Consider the following 18218-nt stretch of genomic DNA (forward strand, 5'->3'; position numbering starts at 1 on the left):
GTCCTCCGCCTGCTCAGTGGACGATTCCGGTCATGACCCCGACGGGCACGGCGATGAAGCCGGCCGTCAGCACCGCGGCCAGGACGTCGCCGGTGGCCTTCAGCGCCCGGTCGCGGGTGGCGCTGCCGGCGCCGAGGGTCTGCGCGGCGCTCCAGAAGCCGTGCCGGATGTGCAGGCCGAGAGCGAGCATGGCGACGATGTAGACGACGTCGCCGTACCAGGTGTGGAAGGTGGCCTCGACGTTCTGGTAGGGGTGGCCGGGCTCGGCGTTGCGGTTGACGGTGAGCGTGGTGAGGTCCAGCAGGTGCCAGACGACGAACAGCGCGAGGATCACCCCGCCCCAGCGCATGGTGCGGGTGGCGTAGCCGGTGCGGGCCCTGCGGTGGACGTAGCCGACCGGGCGGGCGGCGAGGTCGCGCCGGCTGAGCTGGTACGCGCACACGCCGTGCGCGACCACCGAGGCGGCCAGCACGACGCGGATGATCCACAGCGCCCATGCCTGGTGCAGGACGGGTTCGCCGAGGGTGCGCAGCCAGTGCGCGTAGCCGTTGAAGGTGTCGGGACCGAAGAAGATCTTCAGGTTGCCGAACATGTGGGCGTAGAGGTAGAGCAGCATGACCAGGCCGCTCACGGCCATGATCGTCTTCTTGCCGACGGTGGTGTCCCAGAGGGTCCGCGCCATCGACGGCCGCCGGTCCGGCCGCGTTGCCAGTGCCATGGCGACGACGGTAGGCCGCGGGTGAGCAGTGGTCCAAGACATGATCGGGCTCGTCTCCATAGATGGTGCCTATGAACGGGGCCAGGGTCCGCCGGGCGGATCCGCGCGGGCTGCGGAGCGGGGCCGGGTGCGTCGCGGCTGCGCGGCGCGCAAGGAAGGCAAGGCGGTGTGCCGCCGGCCGGCGGGAACGCGGCAGGAGCGCGTGCCGGGGCCGCGACGCCGCGGAGATCCCCGCGGCAGGCCCTAGCCTGGGAGTGTGCAGTTCCAGCAGCTCGCGTACTTCGTGGCCGTCGCCGACAGCCGGCACTTCACCCGTGCCGCCGAGGCGGTGCACGTCTCCCAGCCGTCGCTGTCGCAGCAGATCCTGGCCCTGGAGAAGGAACTGGGCGCGGCCCTGTTCAGCCGGGCCCGCGGCAACATCACGCTGACCGACGCGGGCCGGGCGCTGCTGCCGCTGGCCCGGCGGATCCTCGCCGACGCCGACACCGCCCGGCACGAGGTGCTGGAGCTGGCGCAGCTGCGCCGGGGGCGGGTACGGCTCGGGGCGACGCCAAGCCTTTGCACCGGTCTGCTGCCGGACGTGCTGCGCGCCTTCCACGACCGGCACCCGGGCATCCAGCTGCTGGTCCGCGAGAGCGGCTCGCACGACCTGGTAAGGGAGCTGGCGCGCGGCGCGCTGGACCTGGCACTGGTGGTGCTGCCGCTGCCCGGCCCGTCGCCCGCGCTGACCACGGTGGAGCTGTTCCAGGAGGACCTGGTGGTGGTCTCCTCCGCCGAGGCGCCGCCGCTGCGCCCGCCGGCGCGGATCACCGACCTGGAGGGGCGGCCGATGGTGATGTTCCGGCACGGCTACGACCTGCGGGACCTGACGCTGGCCGCCTGCCGGGCGGCGGGCTTCGAGCCGTACCTCGCCGTCGAGGGCGGCGAGATGGACGCGGTGCTCGGCTTCGTGCGGGCCGGTCTGGGGGTCGGCGTCGTTCCCGCCATGGCCGCCGACCGGGCCGGGCCCGGGCTGCGGGTCACCCCGCTGGCCCGACCGGGTCTGCGCCGTACCGTCGCGCTGGCGCACCGCGGCGACGTGGCCCCGCCGCGGGCCGCCCGCGCCTTCCAGGACGTCCTGCTGACCTCCGCCCGGCTGGCGATGGCCCGCGACGGGCTGCGGCCGGCGGGAGCGGCGGAGTGAGGGGGCGGGCGGCAGCGGCACGTAGCTTGTCGTGCCGGTCCTTGTCGGTGGGCCGGTAGGCGTCGGTGTCGGGCAGCCGGGCCGGCCGGTCGTTCTTGAGGCGGAAGTCGAAGGCCGAGGTGAGGTCGCCGCAGACGGCCCGGCGCCAGGGCGGGATGTCGGGCTCGCGCGCCCCGAAGCGGCGCTCCACGAAGCGCGGGCTCGAGGTGTGCTCGAAGATCTCGGAGCAGACGTAGCCGCCGGTGCTCCAGGGGGACACCACCAGCATCGGCACCCGCTGGCCCAGGCCGTACGGTCCGGCGGCGTAGGTGCCGTCGCCGGCGAAGACCTCAAGGCCGGTGTCGGCGGTGGATGCGCCGCCGGGCAGCACCGTCGGCGGCACCAGGTGGTCGAAGTGGCCGTCGTTCTCGCCGTAGGTGATGAACAGCGCGGTCCTGCTCCACACCTCGGGGTTGGAGGTGAGCGCGTCCAGTACCTGCGAGACGTACCAGGCACCGTAGTTGGCGGGCCGGTCGGGGTGCTCGGAGAACGCCTCGGGTGCGGCGATCCAGGAGATCCGCGGCAGCTTCCCGGCCTGCACGTCGGCCCGCAGCACGTCGAAGAAGCCGTCGCCGGCCGCCGCGTCGGTGCCGGTGCGGGCCTTGTCGTAGAAGGGGTCGCCGGGCTTGGCGTTCTGGTACTGGTCGACGTACAGCAGCGAGTTGTCGCCGTGGTTGCCCCGGTAGGCGTCGTTGAGTACGCGTTCACCGCCGGCTCGGTGCGGGTGATCGTGCTGCAGAACGACGACAACGCGCTGCAGGACGGTGGCGACCTCTACGTCAGCGGCTACTCCGGCGGCCGTCAGTTGGCCTTCCTGGAGCGGGAGTTGAAGGCGGCCAGGAAGGACCGCGACATCGACTGGATCGTCGTGGCCATGCGCCAAGTGATGATCAGCTCCTCCGACGCCAACGGCGCCGACCTCGGCCTGCGCGCCAAGTACGGCCCGCTGTTCGACCGTTACAGCGTGGACCTGGTGGTCTGCGGCCACGAGCACGACTACGAGCGGTCGCTGTCGGTCCGCGGCGTGGTCAGCGGCAGCGAGACGCTGACCCCGAACCCGTCCTCGACCCGTACCGACGACATCGACACCAGCCTCGGCACCGTCCACATGGTGCTCGGCGGCGGTGTCTCCGGCACCACCAACCAGTCCTTCTTCAAGGACGGCACCGCGAAGGTGATCACCGCGGTCGCCGACACCCGGCCCGCGGGCGGCAGGCGCGCGGCGACGTACGTCCGGGAGCAGGCGGTCTGGACCGGCGTGCGGGACATCGAACACCCCTACGGCTTCGCGGCGTTCACCGTCGACCCGGGCCGCTTCGCCGGTGACACCACGCAGCTGCACGTCACGTACTACAACGTGAACAAGCCGAACGGCGAGCTGTCGGTCTTCGAGAGCTTCACCCTCCACCGCAAACGGTCCGACGGCCACCGCTGACCTCGCCCCTCCCCCGGCGGGCGGGCGGCGCGGGCCCACCCGCCCCCGCCCCGCCCGCCGGACTGCGCGGGAACCGCGCCGCACCGAACCGCCGGAGTGCTACGGCTTCCCGATCTCCTCGGCCGCCGGTACCGCGCGGCGGCCCGGGGCCAGGTCGCCGGCCGTGGCCTTCACGGCGAGCCGGCGCGGATAGACGCCTTCGAGCAGCGGACTGGTTATCGCGGTGGTCACCACGGCCATCACCACCATCAGCGAGTACACCCGGGTGTCGAGGATGTGCAGTTGGAGGCCGACGTTGAGGACGATCAGCTCGGTCAGCCCCCGTGTGTTCATCAGCAGCGCCAGCGCCGCGGAGATCCGGCCGCCCAGCTTGTTGGCGCGCGCCGCCGTGTAGGCGCCGACGAACTTGCCGCCGACCGCGGCCAGCAGGATCAGCGCGAGGTCCAGCAGGTCGGACGGGCCGATGTGGGACAGGTCCACCTGGAGACCGGCGACCAGGAAGAACACCGGCAGCAGCAGGACGTTGTTGACCATCCCGATCCGCTCGTGCACCACCGCGCGCAGCGGGGCCGAGCCCGAGCGGGGGATGACCGCGCCGAACAGGAACGCGCCGAAGATGAAGTGCAGCCCCATCCACTCGGTGGCCGCGCCGGACAGCAGCAGTCCGGCGAACATCACCGCCAGCGGCAGCGTGCCGGGCACGGCGCTCTGCGACAGCCGTCTCATCGGCCGGGCCAGCAGCCGCCGGACCGGGAAGACCATCAGCAGCAGGTACGGCACGAACAGCAGCGTCCGCCAGAGGTGGCCCTCCGGTGAGACGATGGCGACGACCACCGCGAGCAGCGACCAGGCCAGCACGTCGCCGACCGCGGCGCAGCACAGGGCCAGCGCGCCCAGCGGCGTACGGTGCAGGTCGCGGTCGGTGAGGATGCGGGCCAGTACCGGGAACGCCGTGATGGACATCGCCACGCCCATGAAGAGCACGAAGCCCGGCCGGTTGTCGCTGGGGTGGTCGCGGAGCAGGTAGTAGCCCAGCGCGATGCCGAGGCCGCACGGCAGCAGGATGGCCGACAGTGAGACGGAGGCGGTGATCCTGCCGGTGCCGCGGATCAGGTCCCGGTCGATCTCCAGACCCACCAGGAACATGAAGACGGCCACGCCGACGTTGGCCAGGGCGGTCAGGAACGGGCGGATGTCGGTGGGCAGCAGGGCGTCGGAGACGGCGCCGCCGAAGAGGGTCGGGCCGAGGGCTATGCCGGCGAGGATCTCGCCGATGACGGCGGGCTGGCCGAATCGGCGGGCGAGCTGCCCGAGCAGGCCGGCGACGAGGATGATGGTGGCAAGGCCCGTCAGCAGGCTGCTCGCTTGGCTGGAGGTCATCGCGTGGCTCCCTTGACGAAGGGGCGGGGTAACGGCACGAGGCCGGCCCTCGCGAGGAGGACCGGCCGGTGGTGGAGGGCAGGTCGGCCGCGACTGCGGGCGTCGGGCCGCGGGGCGGGCACGGGAACGCACGCGGTGGGCGGACAGCACCGCAAGGCCGGCACACGCCGGTGCCGACGGGATCCCGCGGTTCGCCGAAGAGGTTCCATTGCGGCTCCTCGCGCGGCCGGGAGCGAACGGAGCGGGCGGCGGCTGGAGCCCCGCCACCGGCGGCGCGCACCCGCCGCTTCACACGGCCGGGCGTGCCCCCGAACGTCCTGCGGATGAGCCGCCGTTGGAGCTGGGCACCACGATTTTACCCCGCCAGGAGCGGCCGGCGACAGGGCCGGGCGGCAGCCCGGGGGCACGCCGGCGGGCGGTCCCCGGGCCCGCGCGCCGGACCGGCCCGCCCCCGGGGCCGGCCGCATCGGGCCGGGCCCCGGCGGCGCCGCCGGCCCGGCGCGGTCACGCCCTGCCGGCCAGGACCAGCCGGGCGCGCGGGCTGCCGTCGGGGCGCCGGCCGAACTCCGGCAGCGGGCGCAGCTCCACAGTGAACCCGGCGCGGATCAGGTCCTCCCGGACGGCCCGGAGCGGGAAGGTGCGGTAGTACATCACGAAGGGCGGTCGCCATACGGCGTTGCGCACCCGCATGGCCGCGTCGAAGCCGGCGAACGCCCAGTACCAGGGCGAGCTGAAAGGCGGCGGCGCGCCGATCGGGAACGCGAGGAGTCCGCCGGGCCGCAGCGCCCGGTGGATCCCGGCGAACAGCGCCGGCCGCTCGGCGGGCAGGAAGTGCCCGAAGGCGCCGAAGCTGACCGCCAGGTCGAAGCCGTCCCGGAAGGGCATCGCCCGCGCGTCGCAGCGCACCCACCGCGGACCCGGCCGCCGCGCCGAGCCGGCCCGCCGCGCCTCGGCCAGCATCCCGGCGCTGAAGTCGGCCCCGGTCACGCTGCCCCGGCACAGCGGCGCCAGGACCCGCAGCCCCGCCCCGGTCCCGCAGCAGAGGTCGAGGCCGTCCTCGAACGGCCCGAGTCCGGCCAGCCCCGCCCCCACCGCGTCGAGGAACCGGTCCGGGGTACGGAACGGCGTGTGGTCGAACCTGGGCGCCAGCAGGTCGTACCCGCGTTCGACGGAGCTGAGCGCCTGCTCGCCCAGCTCCCGCAGGCTGGGTCCCTCCGGAGAGAACATCCCCTCACCTTAGGGGGACCCCGGGCGGCCGGGCCGTACGGGTGTGATCTCGGTCGCTCCGGGGCCCCTCCGGGCGCCGGCCGGGAAGTTCGTGGGGCGTGCGGTGGTTGGCCGGGGGTGAAGGTGGCGTGGCACCGCGCGGGGGATGAGCCGACGTGCTTCAGCTGTGCGCAAGACCTCATGACCACGAAACGGAATCGCCATTCACGACGGGATATTCTGATCTCGTATTCGGAACCGTGATTCCGGTTCCCGAGTTGTCCAGACTTTCGCTGAAGGAGACCCATGGCGTCCGAGGCCCGGCGCACGCACCACCAGGTCACGTTCGCGGTCCTCGCCGCCAGCGTGACCGCGTACGCGCTGCTCCAGTCACTGGTCACCCCCGTCCTGCCGACGATCCAGGAGGACCTGCACACCAACCAGAACACCGTGACCTGGGTGCTGACCGCCTATCTGCTGTCGGCGTCCATATTCACCCCGATCATGGGCCGGATCGGCGACATACTCGGCAAGGAACGGGTCTTCGTGGCCACCCTCGGCGCGCTCGCCGCCGGCTCGCTGCTGGCCGCGCTCGCCACCAACGTCCAGGTGATGATCATCGCCCGGGTCATCCAGGGCATCGGCGGCGGCGTGCTGCCGCTGGCCTTCGGCATCATCCGCGACGAGTTCCCGCGCGAGAGGCTCAACGGCGCGGTGGGCGCCATCGCCTCACTGACCGCGGTCGGCGCGGGCCTGGGCATCGTGCTGGCCGGCCCGATCGTCAACGCGCTGGACTACCACTGGCTGTTCTGGCTGCCGATGATCCTCACCATCGCCGCCGCCATCGCCGCCGCGTACTTCATCCCCCGCTCGCCGGTCCGCACCCCGGGCCGGATCAGCTGGCTGCCCGCCGTCCTGCTGTCCACGTGGCTGATCGCCCTGCTGGTGGGCCTGAGCCAGGCGCCCGTCTGGGGCTGGGGCTCCAACAAGGTGATCGGCCTGTTCGTGGCGGCCGTGGTGCTCGCGGTGGGCTGGGTCGAGGTCGAGCGGCGCGCCGCCATGCCGCTGATCGACATGAAGATGATGCGACTGCCCGCGGTGTGGACCAACAACCTGGTCGCGCTGTTGTTCGGCGTCGGTATGTACGCGGTCTTCGCCTTCCTGCCGGAGTTCGTGCAGACCCCGAAGTCCACCGGATACGGCTTCGGCGCCAGCATCACCCAGTCCGGCCTGATCCTGCTGCCGATGAGCGTCACCATGTTCCTGGTGGGCCTGGGCGCCAGCGGCTTCGCGGCGCGGGTCGGCGGCAAGGCCGTGGTGCTGCTCGGCACCCTGATCGGCACCGGCTCGATGGCCCTGCTGGCCTTCGCGCACACCCAGACCTGGGAGCTGTACGTGGCCACGGCCGTCATGGGCGTCGGCTTCGGGCTGGCCTTCGCCGCCATGTCCAGCCTGATCGTCAGCGCTGTGCCACCGGAGCAGACCGGCGTCGCCAGCGGCATGAACGCCAACATCCGCACCATCGGCGGCTCCATCGGCGCCGCCCTGATGGCCAGTGTGGTCACTGCCTCCCCGGCCGCCGACGGCCTGCCGAAGGAGTCCGGCTACACCAACGGCTTCGCCATGCTCGGCGGCGCCCTGCTGATCGCCGCGTTCGCCGCCGTGCTGATCCCGGTGACCAGGCGCGGCACCCGGATCGCGCTTTTCACCTCAGACGAACCGGCACACGCCGAGCTCGCGCTGGTTCCGGGCGGTACGGTCGTGGGTGACACGTCGGAGTGACGTCCGGGGACGGGATCCCCGGACACCGGCCCGCCGCATCGACCGGGAGTGACGATGGCAGCGCACGACACGCAGGCCCGGCCGATGCGGCGGGACGCCGCCCGCAATCACCAGCTGGTGATGGAGGCGGCCCGTGCGGTGCTGGCCGAGTTCGGCACGGACGCCAGCATGGAGCTGATCGCCTCCCGTGCCGGCGTCGGCGTCGGCACCGTGTACCGGCGCTTCCCCAACAAGGAGGCGCTCGTCGACGAGATCGCCGGGCAGATCCTGGTGGGATTGGTCGAGCAGGCCCGCCGGGCGCTGGACCGCGCCGACGGCACCGGTCTTGAGACCCTGCTGCGGGTGATCGGCCGCTCGCTGAGCGAGCACCACGGCTACGCCGACAAGCTGGTAGGCCACACCAGGGCGACCCACGTCGAGCAGCTGCGCGACCTGATCGAGCAGCTCTTGGCGCAGGCGCACGAGTCCGGCCGGATCGGGGCGCATGTCACGCTCGGCGACATCATGACCCTGGTGTGGGGCCTGCGCGGCGTGGTGGAGACCGGCAGCAGCGTCGTACCGGACGCGTGGCAGCGGCACCTGGAGATCCACCTGGCGGGGCTCCGGTGCACCCGGCCGCCCAGCGCCCGCCCGGCGGTCAGCCGCGCGGAGCTGGCCCGGATCGACCACGGGCCGACCGGGCCCGAGGCGGCCCGCTGACCGTCCCACCCGGCCCAACGGCCCCCTGTACGGCCTCGTGTGGCAGTCCGCCACGCGAGGCCGCCAGTTTCCCGCCTGTCTCGATTTTCCCCGCAATTGGTCTAGACCCCAGCTGGCACAGCACGGCATAGTGGCACCCGCGCGCAAGATCCAACGGCCGGCCACCGCCCCCCGTGCCACGAAAGAGGTCCCGACTGTGCGAGTCCCCACCCTGCTCGGCCTGGCCGCCTGCGCCGCCGCCACCACCGGCGCGCTGGCCGTCGCACCCGCGCAGGCCGCGCAGCTGCCGTGCTTCCTGTCCGGCAGTGGCAACTCCGCGTCCGCCACCTGCTACAGCGGAGCGCCCTACACCTGGCGGCTGGTCGTCGACTGCCAGGACACCCGCACCATCAAGTGGCCGGTCACCGTGACCACGCTCTACGGCGCGTACATCACCGGTGACGGCACCGAGACGCTCTCCTGCGGCTCCTACCGGGCGCAGGGCCGTATCGAGGCCCGCTGACCGGGCACCGGCCGGTCACGACCTGACCGGCGCGTGCCCCCGCCGCGGCACCGCACCGGCGTTTTTTCCGGGCGCGGTGCCGCGCGTGTTCCCGTCGCCCGTCCGCCGAGCGGCGTCCCGGCCGCCGGCCGCTCAGCGCCTGGTGCCGCAGTTCGGGCAGAACGCGGCGCCCTCCGGCAGCGGTGTCGCGCACGACACGCAGTTCTGCTCCTGTGCCATCCGGTGGCCGCAGCCGGGGCAGAACGGTGTGCCGTGCGTCTCGGTACGGCACTGCGGGCAGACCAGCTGCCGGGGCGCGTTCACGTCGAACCGCCCGGCCGACTGCTGGCCGGCGTCGTACGCCCGCTGCGCCACCGCGTCGTTCAGGCCGCGCTGCTGGGCGGCCAGCGCCTCGGCCGCGGTGTCCGGGGCGCAGTTCAGGCAGATGCCCTGGCCCGCGTTCCAGCAGCGGTTGCAGACGTAGTGGGTGCACCGCGGGCAGCGGTTGAAGTGGCCCTGCGCGTTGCTGATCGCCCGCTGGAACGAGGCGTCGCGGGCGCTGCCGTAGCCCATGCCGGCCAGCCCGTCGGCCGCGCTCGACACCCCGTACCCGGTCCGGCCGAGCACGCTCCAGGCCGCGTTGACCCCCTTGTCGACCCAACTCGCCGCCCGGCCACTGGTGTACGCCTCGAACGGCGACCGCCAGGTGTCGTAGCACCGCCCGCAGGAGAACTCGAACTGGAAGCCCGCCCCCGTGCCGTGCTCCTGACACAGATCGCGGTAGTTGTTGCTGAAGTAGATCTCCGCACTCATTGCACGCCTCCCCGAGCGCCGCGCGGTACGGCCCCCTGCCGCACCGTCCTCTCACCGGAAGTGAACGCCGCGGGCGCCCGGCCGGTTCTGCCCGCCACCGGCGTGCCGGCCGGGCGAGAAACACCCTCCCATACCGGTTGGGGGGCGTGTCGCTTGCCCCCCCTGGGGGATGGTCAGGGGTCGAAGGGAGCCGGCGGAACGCCGGGGCGAGCAGCGGAACCCCCTCGGGGAGGGCCCCATGGACACCGCCACCACTCCCCCGGCCGTCGCCCGCTGCCTGCTGGCCGCCGACAGGCAGGACGCGCGGGCCTGCGCCGGCTGCTCACGCCGGACGGCACCGTACTGGACGAGGGGCAGACCTACCGGGGCCGGGACGAGATCGCCGCCCGGCGCACCGCGGTGGCCGACCGCTGGACGCACACCAGCACCGTGACGGGCGTCGAGGAGCCCGGCGCGGACGGCGAGTACCGGCCGCGGGTGCACGTGGCCGGGGACTTCCCGGGCGGGCAGGCCGACCTGCGCTTCGGTTTCACGCTGCGCGACGGCCTCATCGCGGCACTGCGGATCGTAGGAGCGGCGCCGCGCACCCCGGCAGCGGCGGCTTGCGCCCCCGACCGGCCATGATGGCGCGCAAGGGGGCGGCCGACGACAGGAAGGAGGTGGACCGGATGGCCGCACGGGTGCCGATCGGGGCGTTCCCGGTAATGACCGGGCTGAGCAGGAAGACCCTGCGGCACTACCACGAGGCGGGGCTGCTGGAGCCGGCCTCGATCAACCCCTCGCCGGGATACGGGCACTACGACACCTCGCAGGTGCGCACCGCCGGGATCATCCGTTGCTTCCAAGCGCTCGACATGCCGGTGGCGGAGGTCAGGGCGGTCCTGGCGGCGCCGGACGCCGTCACCCGCGACGCGGTCATCGCGGCGCACCTGCGCCGGATGGAGGCCCGGCTGGACCAGACCCGGCGGGCGGTCGGCGCGCTGCGCGGCCTGTTCGACCCGGGCGCCGCGTACCGGCCCGCGGTCGCGGTGGAGTTCCGTTCGGTTCCGGTGCTGCGGGCCGCCGCGATCAGCGCGTCGGTACGGCACGACGAGGTCGGCAGCCGGTGGCGTACGGCGATGGAGGAGCCGTACGCGGCGGTACGGGCGGCGGGCGCCGTCCCCGCCGGGCCGCCGGGCGGCCTCTACGCCACCGAACTGTTCGCGGACGACGCGGGCGCCGCCACCTTCTACCTGCCGGTCGGCGCCGACCTGCCCTCCTCCGGCCGGGTGGCGACGGAAGAACTGCCGGCCGCCGACCTGGCCGTCACCGTGCACGAGGGGTCCCACGAGGACGTCGGAGGCACCTACGCCGAGCTCGGGACCTTCGTCGCCGAGCGGCTCATCGCGGTGGACGGGCCGGTGCGCGAGCGCTACCTGGTGGGCGGACCGGACACGCCGGAGGACGGCCGGCGTACCGGGATCTGCTGGCCGGTACTGCGCGCGCCGGCTGAGCGTGGCTCGGCCGGCTTCACGGGGCGCCGTACGGCCGCCGGAGTCGGCCAGCCGTACGGGGACGGGTACGGGGTCGCGGGGTCAGCCCTGGCGGGCCTTGTTGCGCGGTTCCTTGCGGTTGATCACGTAGACCTTGCCGCGGCGGCGCACTACCTGGGCCCCCGGGCGGTTCTTCAGCGACCGAAGCGACTTACGGACCTTCATTCGGGGCACCTTTCCGCTCGTATTTGTCTTTTACGCACGTCAACCGCTACGGATCCCCGTTCATTCCGGGCGCCGCTGGGGCCGCGCCCTCGAGTCGCTCGGCGAGGACCCGTATCCGGCCGGGCAGCCGGGCGCCGCGGACATCCAGGGCATCCAGAGCCAGGGCCCGATGGCCCAGGTGAAGCACTACGCGGTGTACAACCAGGAGACCAACCGCAACAACGCCTCGGACAACGCGATCATCTCCGACCGGGCCGAACGGGAGATCTACACCCAGGCGTTCGAGGCGGCGATCCAGCAGGGCCAGGCCGACTCGGCGAGGTGCTCGTACTTCGCCGTCAACGGCCCCTTCGCCTGTGAGAACCGGCCGCCGCAGAACGGCACCCTCAAGGGTGACCTGGGCTTCACCGGTTTCATCACCTCGGACTGGGGTGCCGCCCACTCCACCGTCGCGTCCGCCGACAACGGCCTGGACTTGGAGATGCCGGGCCAGGACTACTACGGCACGGCGCTGACCAACGCGGTCAGCAGCGGACAGGTCCCGCAGGCGACCCTCAACGACCACGTCCGGCGGATCCTGGTGTCGATGTTCCGCCAGGGCCTGTTCGACTACGCCAACACCGGCAATCTCGACGCGGTCCTCACCTCGCCCGCGCACGCTGCGGTCGCGCAGCAGGTCGCCGAGGAGGGCAGCGTGCTGCTGAAGAACGCGGGCCCGGTGCTGCCGGTGGCCTCCTCGGTGCACTCGCTCGCGGTGATCGGCGACGACGCGGGAACCGACGCGATGACGCGGGGCGGCGGCAGTTCGCACCCGGTGCTGCCCCGCGCCGGCTGGACGGCGACCGCCTCGGCGACCGGCGGCGGTGACGTGCCGGCCCGCATGCTGGACGGCGACGCCGGCACCCGCTGGAGCACCGGCACCCCGATGGCCAACGGCCAGACGGTGACGGTGGACATGGGCGCCTAGCACTCGATCAGCCGGATCACCATGGACCCGGCGGCCAGCACCAACGACTACGCCGACGGGTACTCGGTGGCGCTGTCCGCGGACGGGGTCACCTGGACGGCCCCGGTGGCGACCGGTACCGGGACCTCGGCCCTGGTCACGGCGTCGTTCACCGCGCCGCCGGCCCGGTTCATCCGGGTGACCCAGACCGGCAGTTCGACGTCGTGGTGGTCGATCGCGGAGTTCGACGCGTTCAGCTGACACAGCGTCGGCTCGACTGCGAGCAGGCGGTTCAGCGGCGGCCCGGGGCCTTCGGGGTGCGGGCCGCCGTGCGTTCGACCGCGCTCGCGACGGCGGCCGGCGCCGCGCGTCCGGTTCCCACTGCCGCCGGTAGGGGGGTACGTCCGCGTACCGTCCCGCGGCGAGGTCGACGAGGGTTGCCGGCGGCCGGCTGGGCGACGGGCGGTGGGCCGGGCCGGGACGCTCGGGGACACGCGGGGGATCCGTACGGGCGCCGGCGCCCGGCCACCTGATCGTCAACGCCGCTCATGCCGGGTAGGGATCATGAACTGGCCTGACGGCCGCGGATGATCTTAGTCTCGGTGCATGCCCTACGTTCTCGTCGCCGCCCTGGCGGGTCTCGGTACCGGTCTGTCCCTCATCGTCGTCATCGGCGCCCAGAACGCGTTCGTGCTACGGCAGGGCATCCGGCGCGAGCATGTGGCGGCCGTGGTGGCGATCTGCGCGGCCTCGGACGCGGTGCTGATCACGGTGGGCGTCAGCGGGGTCGGCCGGGTGGTGAAGCAATGGCCGTCGGCGCTGACCGTGAGCGCGCTCGTCGGCGGCGCCTTCCTGGTCTGCTACGGCCTGCTCGCCGCCCGCCGCGCGCTGCGCCCGGGTGCCCTGACCGCGGACAGCCCCGACGGTCCGGCGGGACCCGGCGGCAGCGCCGGCGGCTCCCTGCGCGCCGCGGTGCTCACTTGTCTCGCGATGACCTGGCTCAACCCGGGCGTCTATCTCGACACCGTGCTGCTGCTGGGTTCCGTCTCGACCGGTTACGGGGGCGCCCGCTGGACCTTCGGCCTCGGCGCGGCCACCGGCAGCGTGCTCTGGTTCACCGCGCTCGGCTACGGCGCCCGGCTGCTGCGCGGCCCCTTCGGCCGGCCGGGTTCCTGGCGGATCCTGGACGCGGTGATCGCCTGCACGATGATCACGCTGGGCGTGGTGATGGCCGCTCGGGCCTGACCGGGCGGCCGGCGCGGGACCCGTTCAGACCGCCGGGCGGCCGGCGGCCACCGGCCGGAACCCGATCACGGCGGCGTCGTCGCGGCGCTCGCTGACCGCGGCCAGCAGCTGGGCGCACAGCGTGGCGAGGGAGACCCCGCAGTCCCGGGCGGCGCGGGCCTGCACGGCGAGGTCAGCCATGCCGTCGGCGAGGTCGGTGCCGGGGATCTCGATGAGGCCGTCGGTGTAGAGCAGCAGGGTGTCGCCGATCCCCAGCTCCTGGTGCCAGGTGTGGCGGCGTTCGGCGGGCGCGACGCACAGCGGCAGGTCGGGGCCGTGGCCTTCGAGGTACCGGGGCGGGCCGGCCGCGGGCAGCAGCAGCGGCGGAGGGTGGCCGGCGTTGGACCAGGCGGCGTGCCAGCCGCCGTCGGGCGCCGGGACCAGGCGGGCGTGCACGGCGGTGACCAGGGGCGCGATGGACAGGCCGTCCGCCACCCGGTCAAGCTGGGCCAGGCTCTCGGCGGGGTCGGCCGGGCGGGAGCGGTCGAAGGCGATGACCCGCAGCATGCTGCGCAACTGGCTCATCGAGGTGGCGGCCTCCAGGTCGTGGCCGGCGATGTCGCCGATGGTGAGGGTGACCGAGCCGTCGGGCAGCAGCAGCGCGTCGTACCAGTCGCCGCCGACCTCGGCGGTCCTGCTGGCCGGCTGGTAGTGCGCGGCCATCTCCGCGCCGGGCACCTCGGGCGGGTGGGTGAGCAGGGCCCGCTGGAGGGTGAGGGCGGTGCGCCGGGTGCGCTGGAGCTCCATGGCCTGGCGCAGCGGTTCGCGCACCTCGTGCAGGACCTCGACGAGCAGTTCCACGTCCGCGGGGCCCGGCGGCGGACTGTCCTGGCAGCCGGCCGCGCAGGCGAAGGCGACCACCGTGGAGTCGATGAGGATCGGCACCAGGGCGAGGCTGGTGGCCCGAGCCTCGCGCAGCCACTGCGTCGACACGTCCGGTACGGCTCCGGCCGGCGGCTCCCCGCCGGGGAAGACCAGCAGCTCGGGCCGGCCGCTGTCGATCACCCGCCGGGCCAGCGGTCCCACCGGGCGCATCTCGCCGCTGAGCGGGGGCAGCGGCGGCAGTCCCGGCCGGGCGTTGGAGGCGACCCGCCTGACGGTCAGCGTCCCGTCGGGGGCGGTGGTGCCGGTCAGCTCGGGGCTCGGCAGCATGAACACCGCGCAGGTGTCGGTCAGCTCCGGCACCACCGCGGCGGCGACCGCGGCGAGCGCCTGCGGCACGTCATGGGCGGCGGTCACGGTGGCGACCCGGGCCAGCAGCCGTTCGCGGAGCCGGTTGTGCCACTGGTCCTCGACGTCGGTGGAGGAGCCGATCCACTCCTCGGTCACCCCGTCGCGCACCACCGGCACCGCGCGCGACTGGACGTGCCGGTACTCGCCGGAGACGGTCCGCATCCGGGAGGTGCACACGAAGAAGGTCGGCGGGTCCTCGGCCGCCTCCTTCCAGGTCCGCACCAGCCGGCCCCGGTCGTGCGGGTGGACGGCGGCCAGCCACTCGGCGTCGATCACCGGCCGCCACGCCGTGCCGGTGAACTCCTCGAAGCCGCCGACCAGCTCGGTGATCTCTCCGTTCGGCTTCATCAGCCAGATGATCTGCGGGACGGCGGACATCAGCGCCTCGTAGCGCTGGAGGGCGCGGTGCCGCTCCTGGGACTGCTCCTCGGCCCGCCGGGCGGCCTCCACCTGGGGGGTGGTGTCGACGGCGATGGCCAGCACGCCGGAGCCGTAGCGGGAGACGACCGGCGAGCAGCTGTAGACGAAGTGGCGGCGGCCGGGGGCGCCGGGGTGGGTGCCCTCGGTGGTCCTGGGGCTGGTGGCCTGGCGGGCGGTGTGGTCGCGGAAGACGCCTTCCAGCATGCGTATGAAGCGGGCCGCCCTGGGCTCGTGGAAGACCTCGGCCGCGGGGGCGCCCAGCCGGCGCGGGCCGAACAGCCGGGTGAAGGCGTCGTTGTAGTAGACCAGCCGGTGGTCGGGGCCCGCGGTGAGCACGACGGCGACGATGGCCCGGTCGAACACCTCGGGTTCGAACTCGGACATGTTCGCCTGGCTGCCGCTCGGACTCATCCTCCGATCATCGCGTGCCCGGCCCGACCGGGCGCGCCGAACGTCCTGAAATCCACTCAAGTGACCAAATCGGTGCGATTGTCCGCTCAGCAGGCCGCGAGAGCGCTCTCCCGACGGCGCTACGGTCACCGGCAGCCACCGGCGACCGCCCGGTACCACCGCGGCGCCTGTCAGGCGGAGGCGCGCAGGACCAGCCGGGTCGGGGTCACGATCGAGGACAGCGCGGGCACCCCGAGCGGGTCGGCCGCCGGTCGCAGTGCCCGCAGCAGCAGCCGGGCCATCAGCCGGCCCATCTCCTCGATGTCCTGCCGGACCGTGGTCAGTGGCGGGTCGGTCCACTCCGCTATGGACACCATGTCGTCGAAGCCCACCACGGCCACGTCGTCCGGCACCCGGCGGCCGGTGCCGCGCAGCACCCGCAGCGCGCCGGAGGCCATCACGTCGGAGGCGGCGAAGACCGCGTCGAGGTCGGGAAAGCGCTCCAGCAGCTCGGTCATCGCGCGGGCGCCGCCCTCCGGGGTGAAGTCGCCCTCGGCGATCAGGGCCGGCGCGGTGTCCGGGAACACGTCCCGGAAGCCGTCCAGCCGGTCCACCGAGGCCGGCTGGTCGAGCGGCCCGGCGATGTGCGCGATCCGGCGGCGGCCGAGGCCCTGCAGATGCCGTACCGCGTCCCGCGCGCCGCCGCGGTTGTCGCAGTCGACGTAGAGGGTCCGGCGGCCGGTGCGGTGCTCCGCCCAGGTGGGCCGGCCGCCGACGACGATCGGCACCTCGGCGCCCCTGGCGAGCGCGGTGAGCGAGTCGTCGGTGTGCAGCGAGAAGATCAGCGCGCCGTCCACGTGCCCGCCGGACAGGTAGCGGCCGACCCGTTCGTAGTCCGAGGTGCCGTTGCTCAGCAGCAGCACCAACTGGTTGTCGTAGGTGCTCAGTTCACGGCTGATGCCGCGGATCTGGCGGGCGAAGAAGGGGTCGGTGAAGAACCGGGCCTCGGGTTCGGCGACGATCACCGCGATGGCGTCGTTGTGCCGGGTGACCAGAGTGCGGGCGGCCTGGTTGGGGACGTAGCCGAGCTCGTCCACCGCCTGGCGGACCCGCTCCACCAGCGGGCCGCGCACCCCCGCTCCGCCGTTGACCACTCGCGAGGCGGTGGCTCTCGACACCCCCGCCAGGGCCGCGACGGCCTCCAGCGTGGGACGGGACACGGGGCTCGGCTGGGACAACGCGGGCCTCCTTCACGCCGGGCGCGGACCACGGGCGGAACACGGCGCCGGACACAGGGCGGAACACGGGCGCGGCAGGACACGGAGCGGATCTGGGCACAGCGTAACCGCTCCCATCCTTACGTGAGAGCGCTCTCCGGGACCCGGTGGAAAAGCCGGCCGGCCGAAGCGGTGTGGCGGCGGCCGGGGCGGGCAGGCGATAGACGGCCGCGAAAGTCGCCAGCACGGCGCGACGAAGACCCGCCCGCCCGCCCACCGCGGCCGCCATCGCAGGTCAGGCGGGTGCTGCCCAGCCAGTGGCAGCCGACAGGAGAACGTACGGGCGGACGCCGTACGGACATCGCGTACGGACACATGGCCGACCGAGCGAGGAAGTCGCGGACATGAGCCAGATCCCCACCATCACCCTCAACAACGGCACCGCCATCCCGCAGCTGGGGTTCGGGGTGTTCCAGATCGAGCCGGCCGACACCGGGGCGGCGGTGCTCGCCGCCCTGGAAACCGGTTACCGGCACATCGACACCGCGGAGATGTACGGCAACGAGAAGGAGGTGGGGCAGGCCGTCCGGGAGTTCGGGGTGGCCCGGGACGAGGTGTTCGTCACCAGCAAGCTCGACAACGGGTACCACGCCTACGGTGACGCGCTCGCCGCCTTCGCCCGCACGCTGGACGATCTGGACCTGGAGTACCTGGACCTGTTCCTGGTCCACTGGCCGCTGCCCGGCGTGGGCGACTTCACCGAGACCTGGAAGGCGCTGGAGGAGGTCTACCGCTCCGGCCGGGTCAAGGCGATCGGCGTGTCCAACTTCAACCCGCACCACCTGGAGCGGCTGTTCCAGAAGACCGAGGTGGTCCCCGCGGTCAACCAGATCGAGGTGCACCCGTACCTCACCCAGGACGGTGTGCGGGCCTTCGGCGCCGAGCACGGCATCGCCACCGAGGCGTGGTCCCCGATCGCCCAGGGCAAGGTGCTCGGCGACCCGGTGATCGCCGCCGTGGCCGAGCGGGTGGGCCGGACCCCGGCCCAGGTCACCCTGCGCTGGCACATCCAGCGCGGCGACATCGTCTTCCCCAAGTCGGTGACCCGGGAGCGGATCGAGGAGAACTTCCGGCTCTTCGACTTCGAGCTGACCGCCGACGACCTGGTGGCGATCACCTCCCTCGACCGCGGCGAGCGCACCGGCCCGGACCCGGACACGCTCGACTACGTGCCCGGCTGAGGCGCCTCACGCGAGCGGGGGCCCGGCGGCAGTCGCCGCCGGGCCCCCGCCGTG

General features: G+C 73.3%; 17 protein-coding genes and 2 pseudogenes. 11 read left to right on the forward strand and 8 right to left on the reverse strand.

Translation table 11 applies throughout. The annotated features are described in order from the left end of the window. Window positions 1–13 precede the first annotated feature (13 nt). Window positions 14–718 (reverse strand): succinate dehydrogenase cytochrome b subunit, encoded by a 705-nt coding sequence (locus tag RLT57_RS02270; protein WP_311295677.1) that lies wholly within the window; start codon window positions 716–718, stop codon window positions 14–16. Window positions 719–974: 256 nt separating this feature from the next. Between RLT57_RS02270 and RLT57_RS02275 the strand changes: the two genes are divergently transcribed. Beyond that, the gene (locus RLT57_RS02275) at window positions 975–1901 is read left to right on the forward strand and encodes a LysR family transcriptional regulator (RefSeq protein ID WP_311295678.1); all 927 of its coding nucleotides are present in this window, start codon (window positions 975–977) and stop codon (window positions 1899–1901) included. Here the strand turns inward: RLT57_RS02275 and RLT57_RS02280 are convergent. Further along, a pseudogene (locus RLT57_RS02280) lies at window positions 1881–2637 on the reverse strand (alkaline phosphatase family protein); the annotation flags it as partial. The gene RLT57_RS02275 and the pseudogene RLT57_RS02280 overlap by 21 nt on opposite strands. A gap of 177 nt (window positions 2638–2814) precedes the next feature. Here RLT57_RS02280 and RLT57_RS02285 point away from each other — a divergent pair. Beyond that, window positions 2815–3375, forward strand: coding sequence for a hypothetical protein (locus RLT57_RS02285; RefSeq protein ID WP_311300923.1), 561 nt, complete (start codon window positions 2815–2817; stop codon window positions 3373–3375). Between the two features lie 99 nt (window positions 3376–3474). Here the strand turns inward: RLT57_RS02285 and RLT57_RS02290 are convergent, their stop codons facing one another. Together RLT57_RS02290 and RLT57_RS02295 are read right to left on the reverse strand one after the other, a co-directional pair. Continuing rightward, window positions 3475–4755: a cation:proton antiporter gene (locus tag RLT57_RS02290; protein WP_311295679.1), complete on the reverse strand. Its 1281-nt coding sequence runs from the start codon at window positions 4753–4755 to the stop codon at window positions 3475–3477. Window positions 4756–5259: 504 nt separating this feature from the next. Beyond that, on the reverse strand, window positions 5260–5982 hold the full coding sequence (locus RLT57_RS02295; protein WP_311295680.1) for a class I SAM-dependent methyltransferase: 723 nt from the start codon (window positions 5980–5982) through the stop codon (window positions 5260–5262). A 285-nt stretch (window positions 5983–6267) separates the two neighbouring features. On the opposite strand from RLT57_RS02295, the gene RLT57_RS02300 reads away from it, so the two are divergent. From RLT57_RS02300 to RLT57_RS02310, 3 genes are all read left to right on the forward strand, one after another. Then, complete coding sequence (locus tag RLT57_RS02300; protein WP_311295681.1) at window positions 6268–7743, forward strand: MFS transporter; 1476 nt, start codon at window positions 6268–6270, stop codon at window positions 7741–7743. A gap of 54 nt (window positions 7744–7797) precedes the next feature. Beyond that, window positions 7798–8442 (forward strand): TetR/AcrR family transcriptional regulator, encoded by a 645-nt coding sequence (locus RLT57_RS02305; protein WP_311295682.1) that lies wholly within the window; start codon window positions 7798–7800, stop codon window positions 8440–8442. A 196-nt stretch (window positions 8443–8638) separates the two neighbouring features. Further along, window positions 8639–8944, forward strand: coding sequence for a hypothetical protein (locus RLT57_RS02310; protein WP_311295683.1), 306 nt, complete (start codon window positions 8639–8641; stop codon window positions 8942–8944). 132 nt (window positions 8945–9076) lie between these two features. Here the strand turns inward: RLT57_RS02310 and RLT57_RS02315 are convergent, their stop codons facing one another. After that, the gene (locus RLT57_RS02315) at window positions 9077–9736 is read right to left on the reverse strand and encodes a double zinc ribbon domain-containing protein (RefSeq protein ID WP_311295684.1); all 660 of its coding nucleotides are present in this window, start codon (window positions 9734–9736) and stop codon (window positions 9077–9079) included. A gap of 429 nt (window positions 9737–10165) precedes the next feature. Between RLT57_RS02315 and RLT57_RS02320 the strand changes: the two genes are divergently transcribed. Together RLT57_RS02320 and RLT57_RS33215 are read left to right on the forward strand one after the other, a co-directional pair. Beyond that, window positions 10166–10360: a hypothetical protein gene (locus tag RLT57_RS02320; protein WP_311295685.1), complete on the forward strand. Its 195-nt coding sequence runs from the start codon at window positions 10166–10168 to the stop codon at window positions 10358–10360. Window positions 10361–10440: 80 nt separating this feature from the next. Beyond that, window positions 10441–11199 (forward strand): annotated as a pseudogene (locus tag RLT57_RS33215) (MerR family transcriptional regulator); the annotation flags it as partial. Between the two features lie 111 nt (window positions 11200–11310). Here the strand turns inward: RLT57_RS33215 and ykgO are convergent. Then, window positions 11311–11433: a type B 50S ribosomal protein L36 gene (gene ykgO, locus RLT57_RS02330; RefSeq protein WP_311295687.1), complete on the reverse strand. Its 123-nt coding sequence runs from the start codon at window positions 11431–11433 to the stop codon at window positions 11311–11313. A 52-nt stretch (window positions 11434–11485) separates the two neighbouring features. Here ykgO and RLT57_RS02335 point away from each other — a divergent pair, with 52 nt between their 5' ends. From RLT57_RS02335 to RLT57_RS02345, 3 genes are all read left to right on the forward strand, one after another. Continuing rightward, window positions 11486–12400 (forward strand): glycoside hydrolase family 3 protein, encoded by a 915-nt coding sequence (locus RLT57_RS02335; protein ID WP_311300538.1) that lies wholly within the window; start codon window positions 11486–11488, stop codon window positions 12398–12400. A gap of 15 nt (window positions 12401–12415) precedes the next feature. Beyond that, entirely contained in the window at window positions 12416–12640 is a 225-nt protein-coding gene (locus tag RLT57_RS02340) for a discoidin domain-containing protein (protein WP_311300539.1), read from the forward strand. 345 nt (window positions 12641–12985) lie between these two features. Continuing rightward, a complete protein-coding gene (locus tag RLT57_RS02345; RefSeq protein WP_311295688.1) occupies window positions 12986–13624 on the forward strand; it encodes a LysE/ArgO family amino acid transporter in 639 nt (212 codons plus the stop codon). 24 nt (window positions 13625–13648) lie between these two features. On the opposite strand, the gene RLT57_RS02350 is transcribed toward RLT57_RS02345, so the two are convergent. Both RLT57_RS02350 and RLT57_RS02355 read right to left on the reverse strand, forming a co-directional pair. Then, a complete protein-coding gene (locus RLT57_RS02350) occupies window positions 13649–15727 on the reverse strand; it encodes a SpoIIE family protein phosphatase (protein WP_311295689.1) in 2079 nt (692 codons plus the stop codon). Between the two features lie 170 nt (window positions 15728–15897). Next, a complete protein-coding gene (locus RLT57_RS02355; RefSeq protein WP_311295690.1) occupies window positions 15898–16944 on the reverse strand; it encodes a LacI family DNA-binding transcriptional regulator in 1047 nt (348 codons plus the stop codon). Between the two features lie 383 nt (window positions 16945–17327). Here RLT57_RS02355 and RLT57_RS02360 point away from each other — a divergent pair, with 383 nt between their 5' ends. Continuing rightward, on the forward strand, window positions 17328–18164 hold the full coding sequence (locus RLT57_RS02360; protein ID WP_311295691.1) for an aldo/keto reductase: 837 nt from the start codon (window positions 17328–17330) through the stop codon (window positions 18162–18164). Window positions 18165–18218 lie beyond the last annotated feature (54 nt).

This window comes from Streptomyces sp. ITFR-21, from assembly GCF_031844685.1.
Lineage (GTDB): Bacteria > Actinomycetota > Actinomycetes > Streptomycetales > Streptomycetaceae > Actinacidiphila.

Coding starts and splice junctions, on each gene's coding strand:
- RLT57_RS02360 (WP_311295691.1), top strand. CDS start 17,328: ATGAGCCAGATCCCCACCATCACCCTCAACAACGGCACCGCCATCCCG.
- RLT57_RS02300 (WP_311295681.1), top strand. CDS start 6,268: ATGGCGTCCGAGGCCCGGCGCACGCACCACCAGGTCACGTTCGCGGTC.
- RLT57_RS02345 (WP_311295688.1), top strand. CDS start 12,986: ATGCCCTACGTTCTCGTCGCCGCCCTGGCGGGTCTCGGTACCGGTCTG.
- RLT57_RS02295 (WP_311295680.1), bottom strand. CDS start 5,982: ATGTTCTCTCCGGAGGGACCCAGCCTGCGGGAGCTGGGCGAGCAGGCG.
- RLT57_RS02270 (WP_311295677.1), bottom strand. CDS start 718: ATGGCACTGGCAACGCGGCCGGACCGGCGGCCGTCGATGGCGCGGACC.
- RLT57_RS02315 (WP_311295684.1), bottom strand. CDS start 9,736: ATGAGTGCGGAGATCTACTTCAGCAACAACTACCGCGATCTGTGTCAG.
- RLT57_RS02305 (WP_311295682.1), top strand. CDS start 7,798: ATGGCAGCGCACGACACGCAGGCCCGGCCGATGCGGCGGGACGCCGCC.
- ykgO (WP_311295687.1), bottom strand. CDS start 11,433: ATGAAGGTCCGTAAGTCGCTTCGGTCGCTGAAGAACCGCCCGGGGGCC.
- RLT57_RS02285 (WP_311300923.1), top strand. CDS start 2,815: ATGCGCCAAGTGATGATCAGCTCCTCCGACGCCAACGGCGCCGACCTC.
- RLT57_RS02350 (WP_311295689.1), bottom strand. CDS start 15,727: ATGAGTCCGAGCGGCAGCCAGGCGAACATGTCCGAGTTCGAACCCGAG.
- RLT57_RS02290 (WP_311295679.1), bottom strand. CDS start 4,755: ATGACCTCCAGCCAAGCGAGCAGCCTGCTGACGGGCCTTGCCACCATC.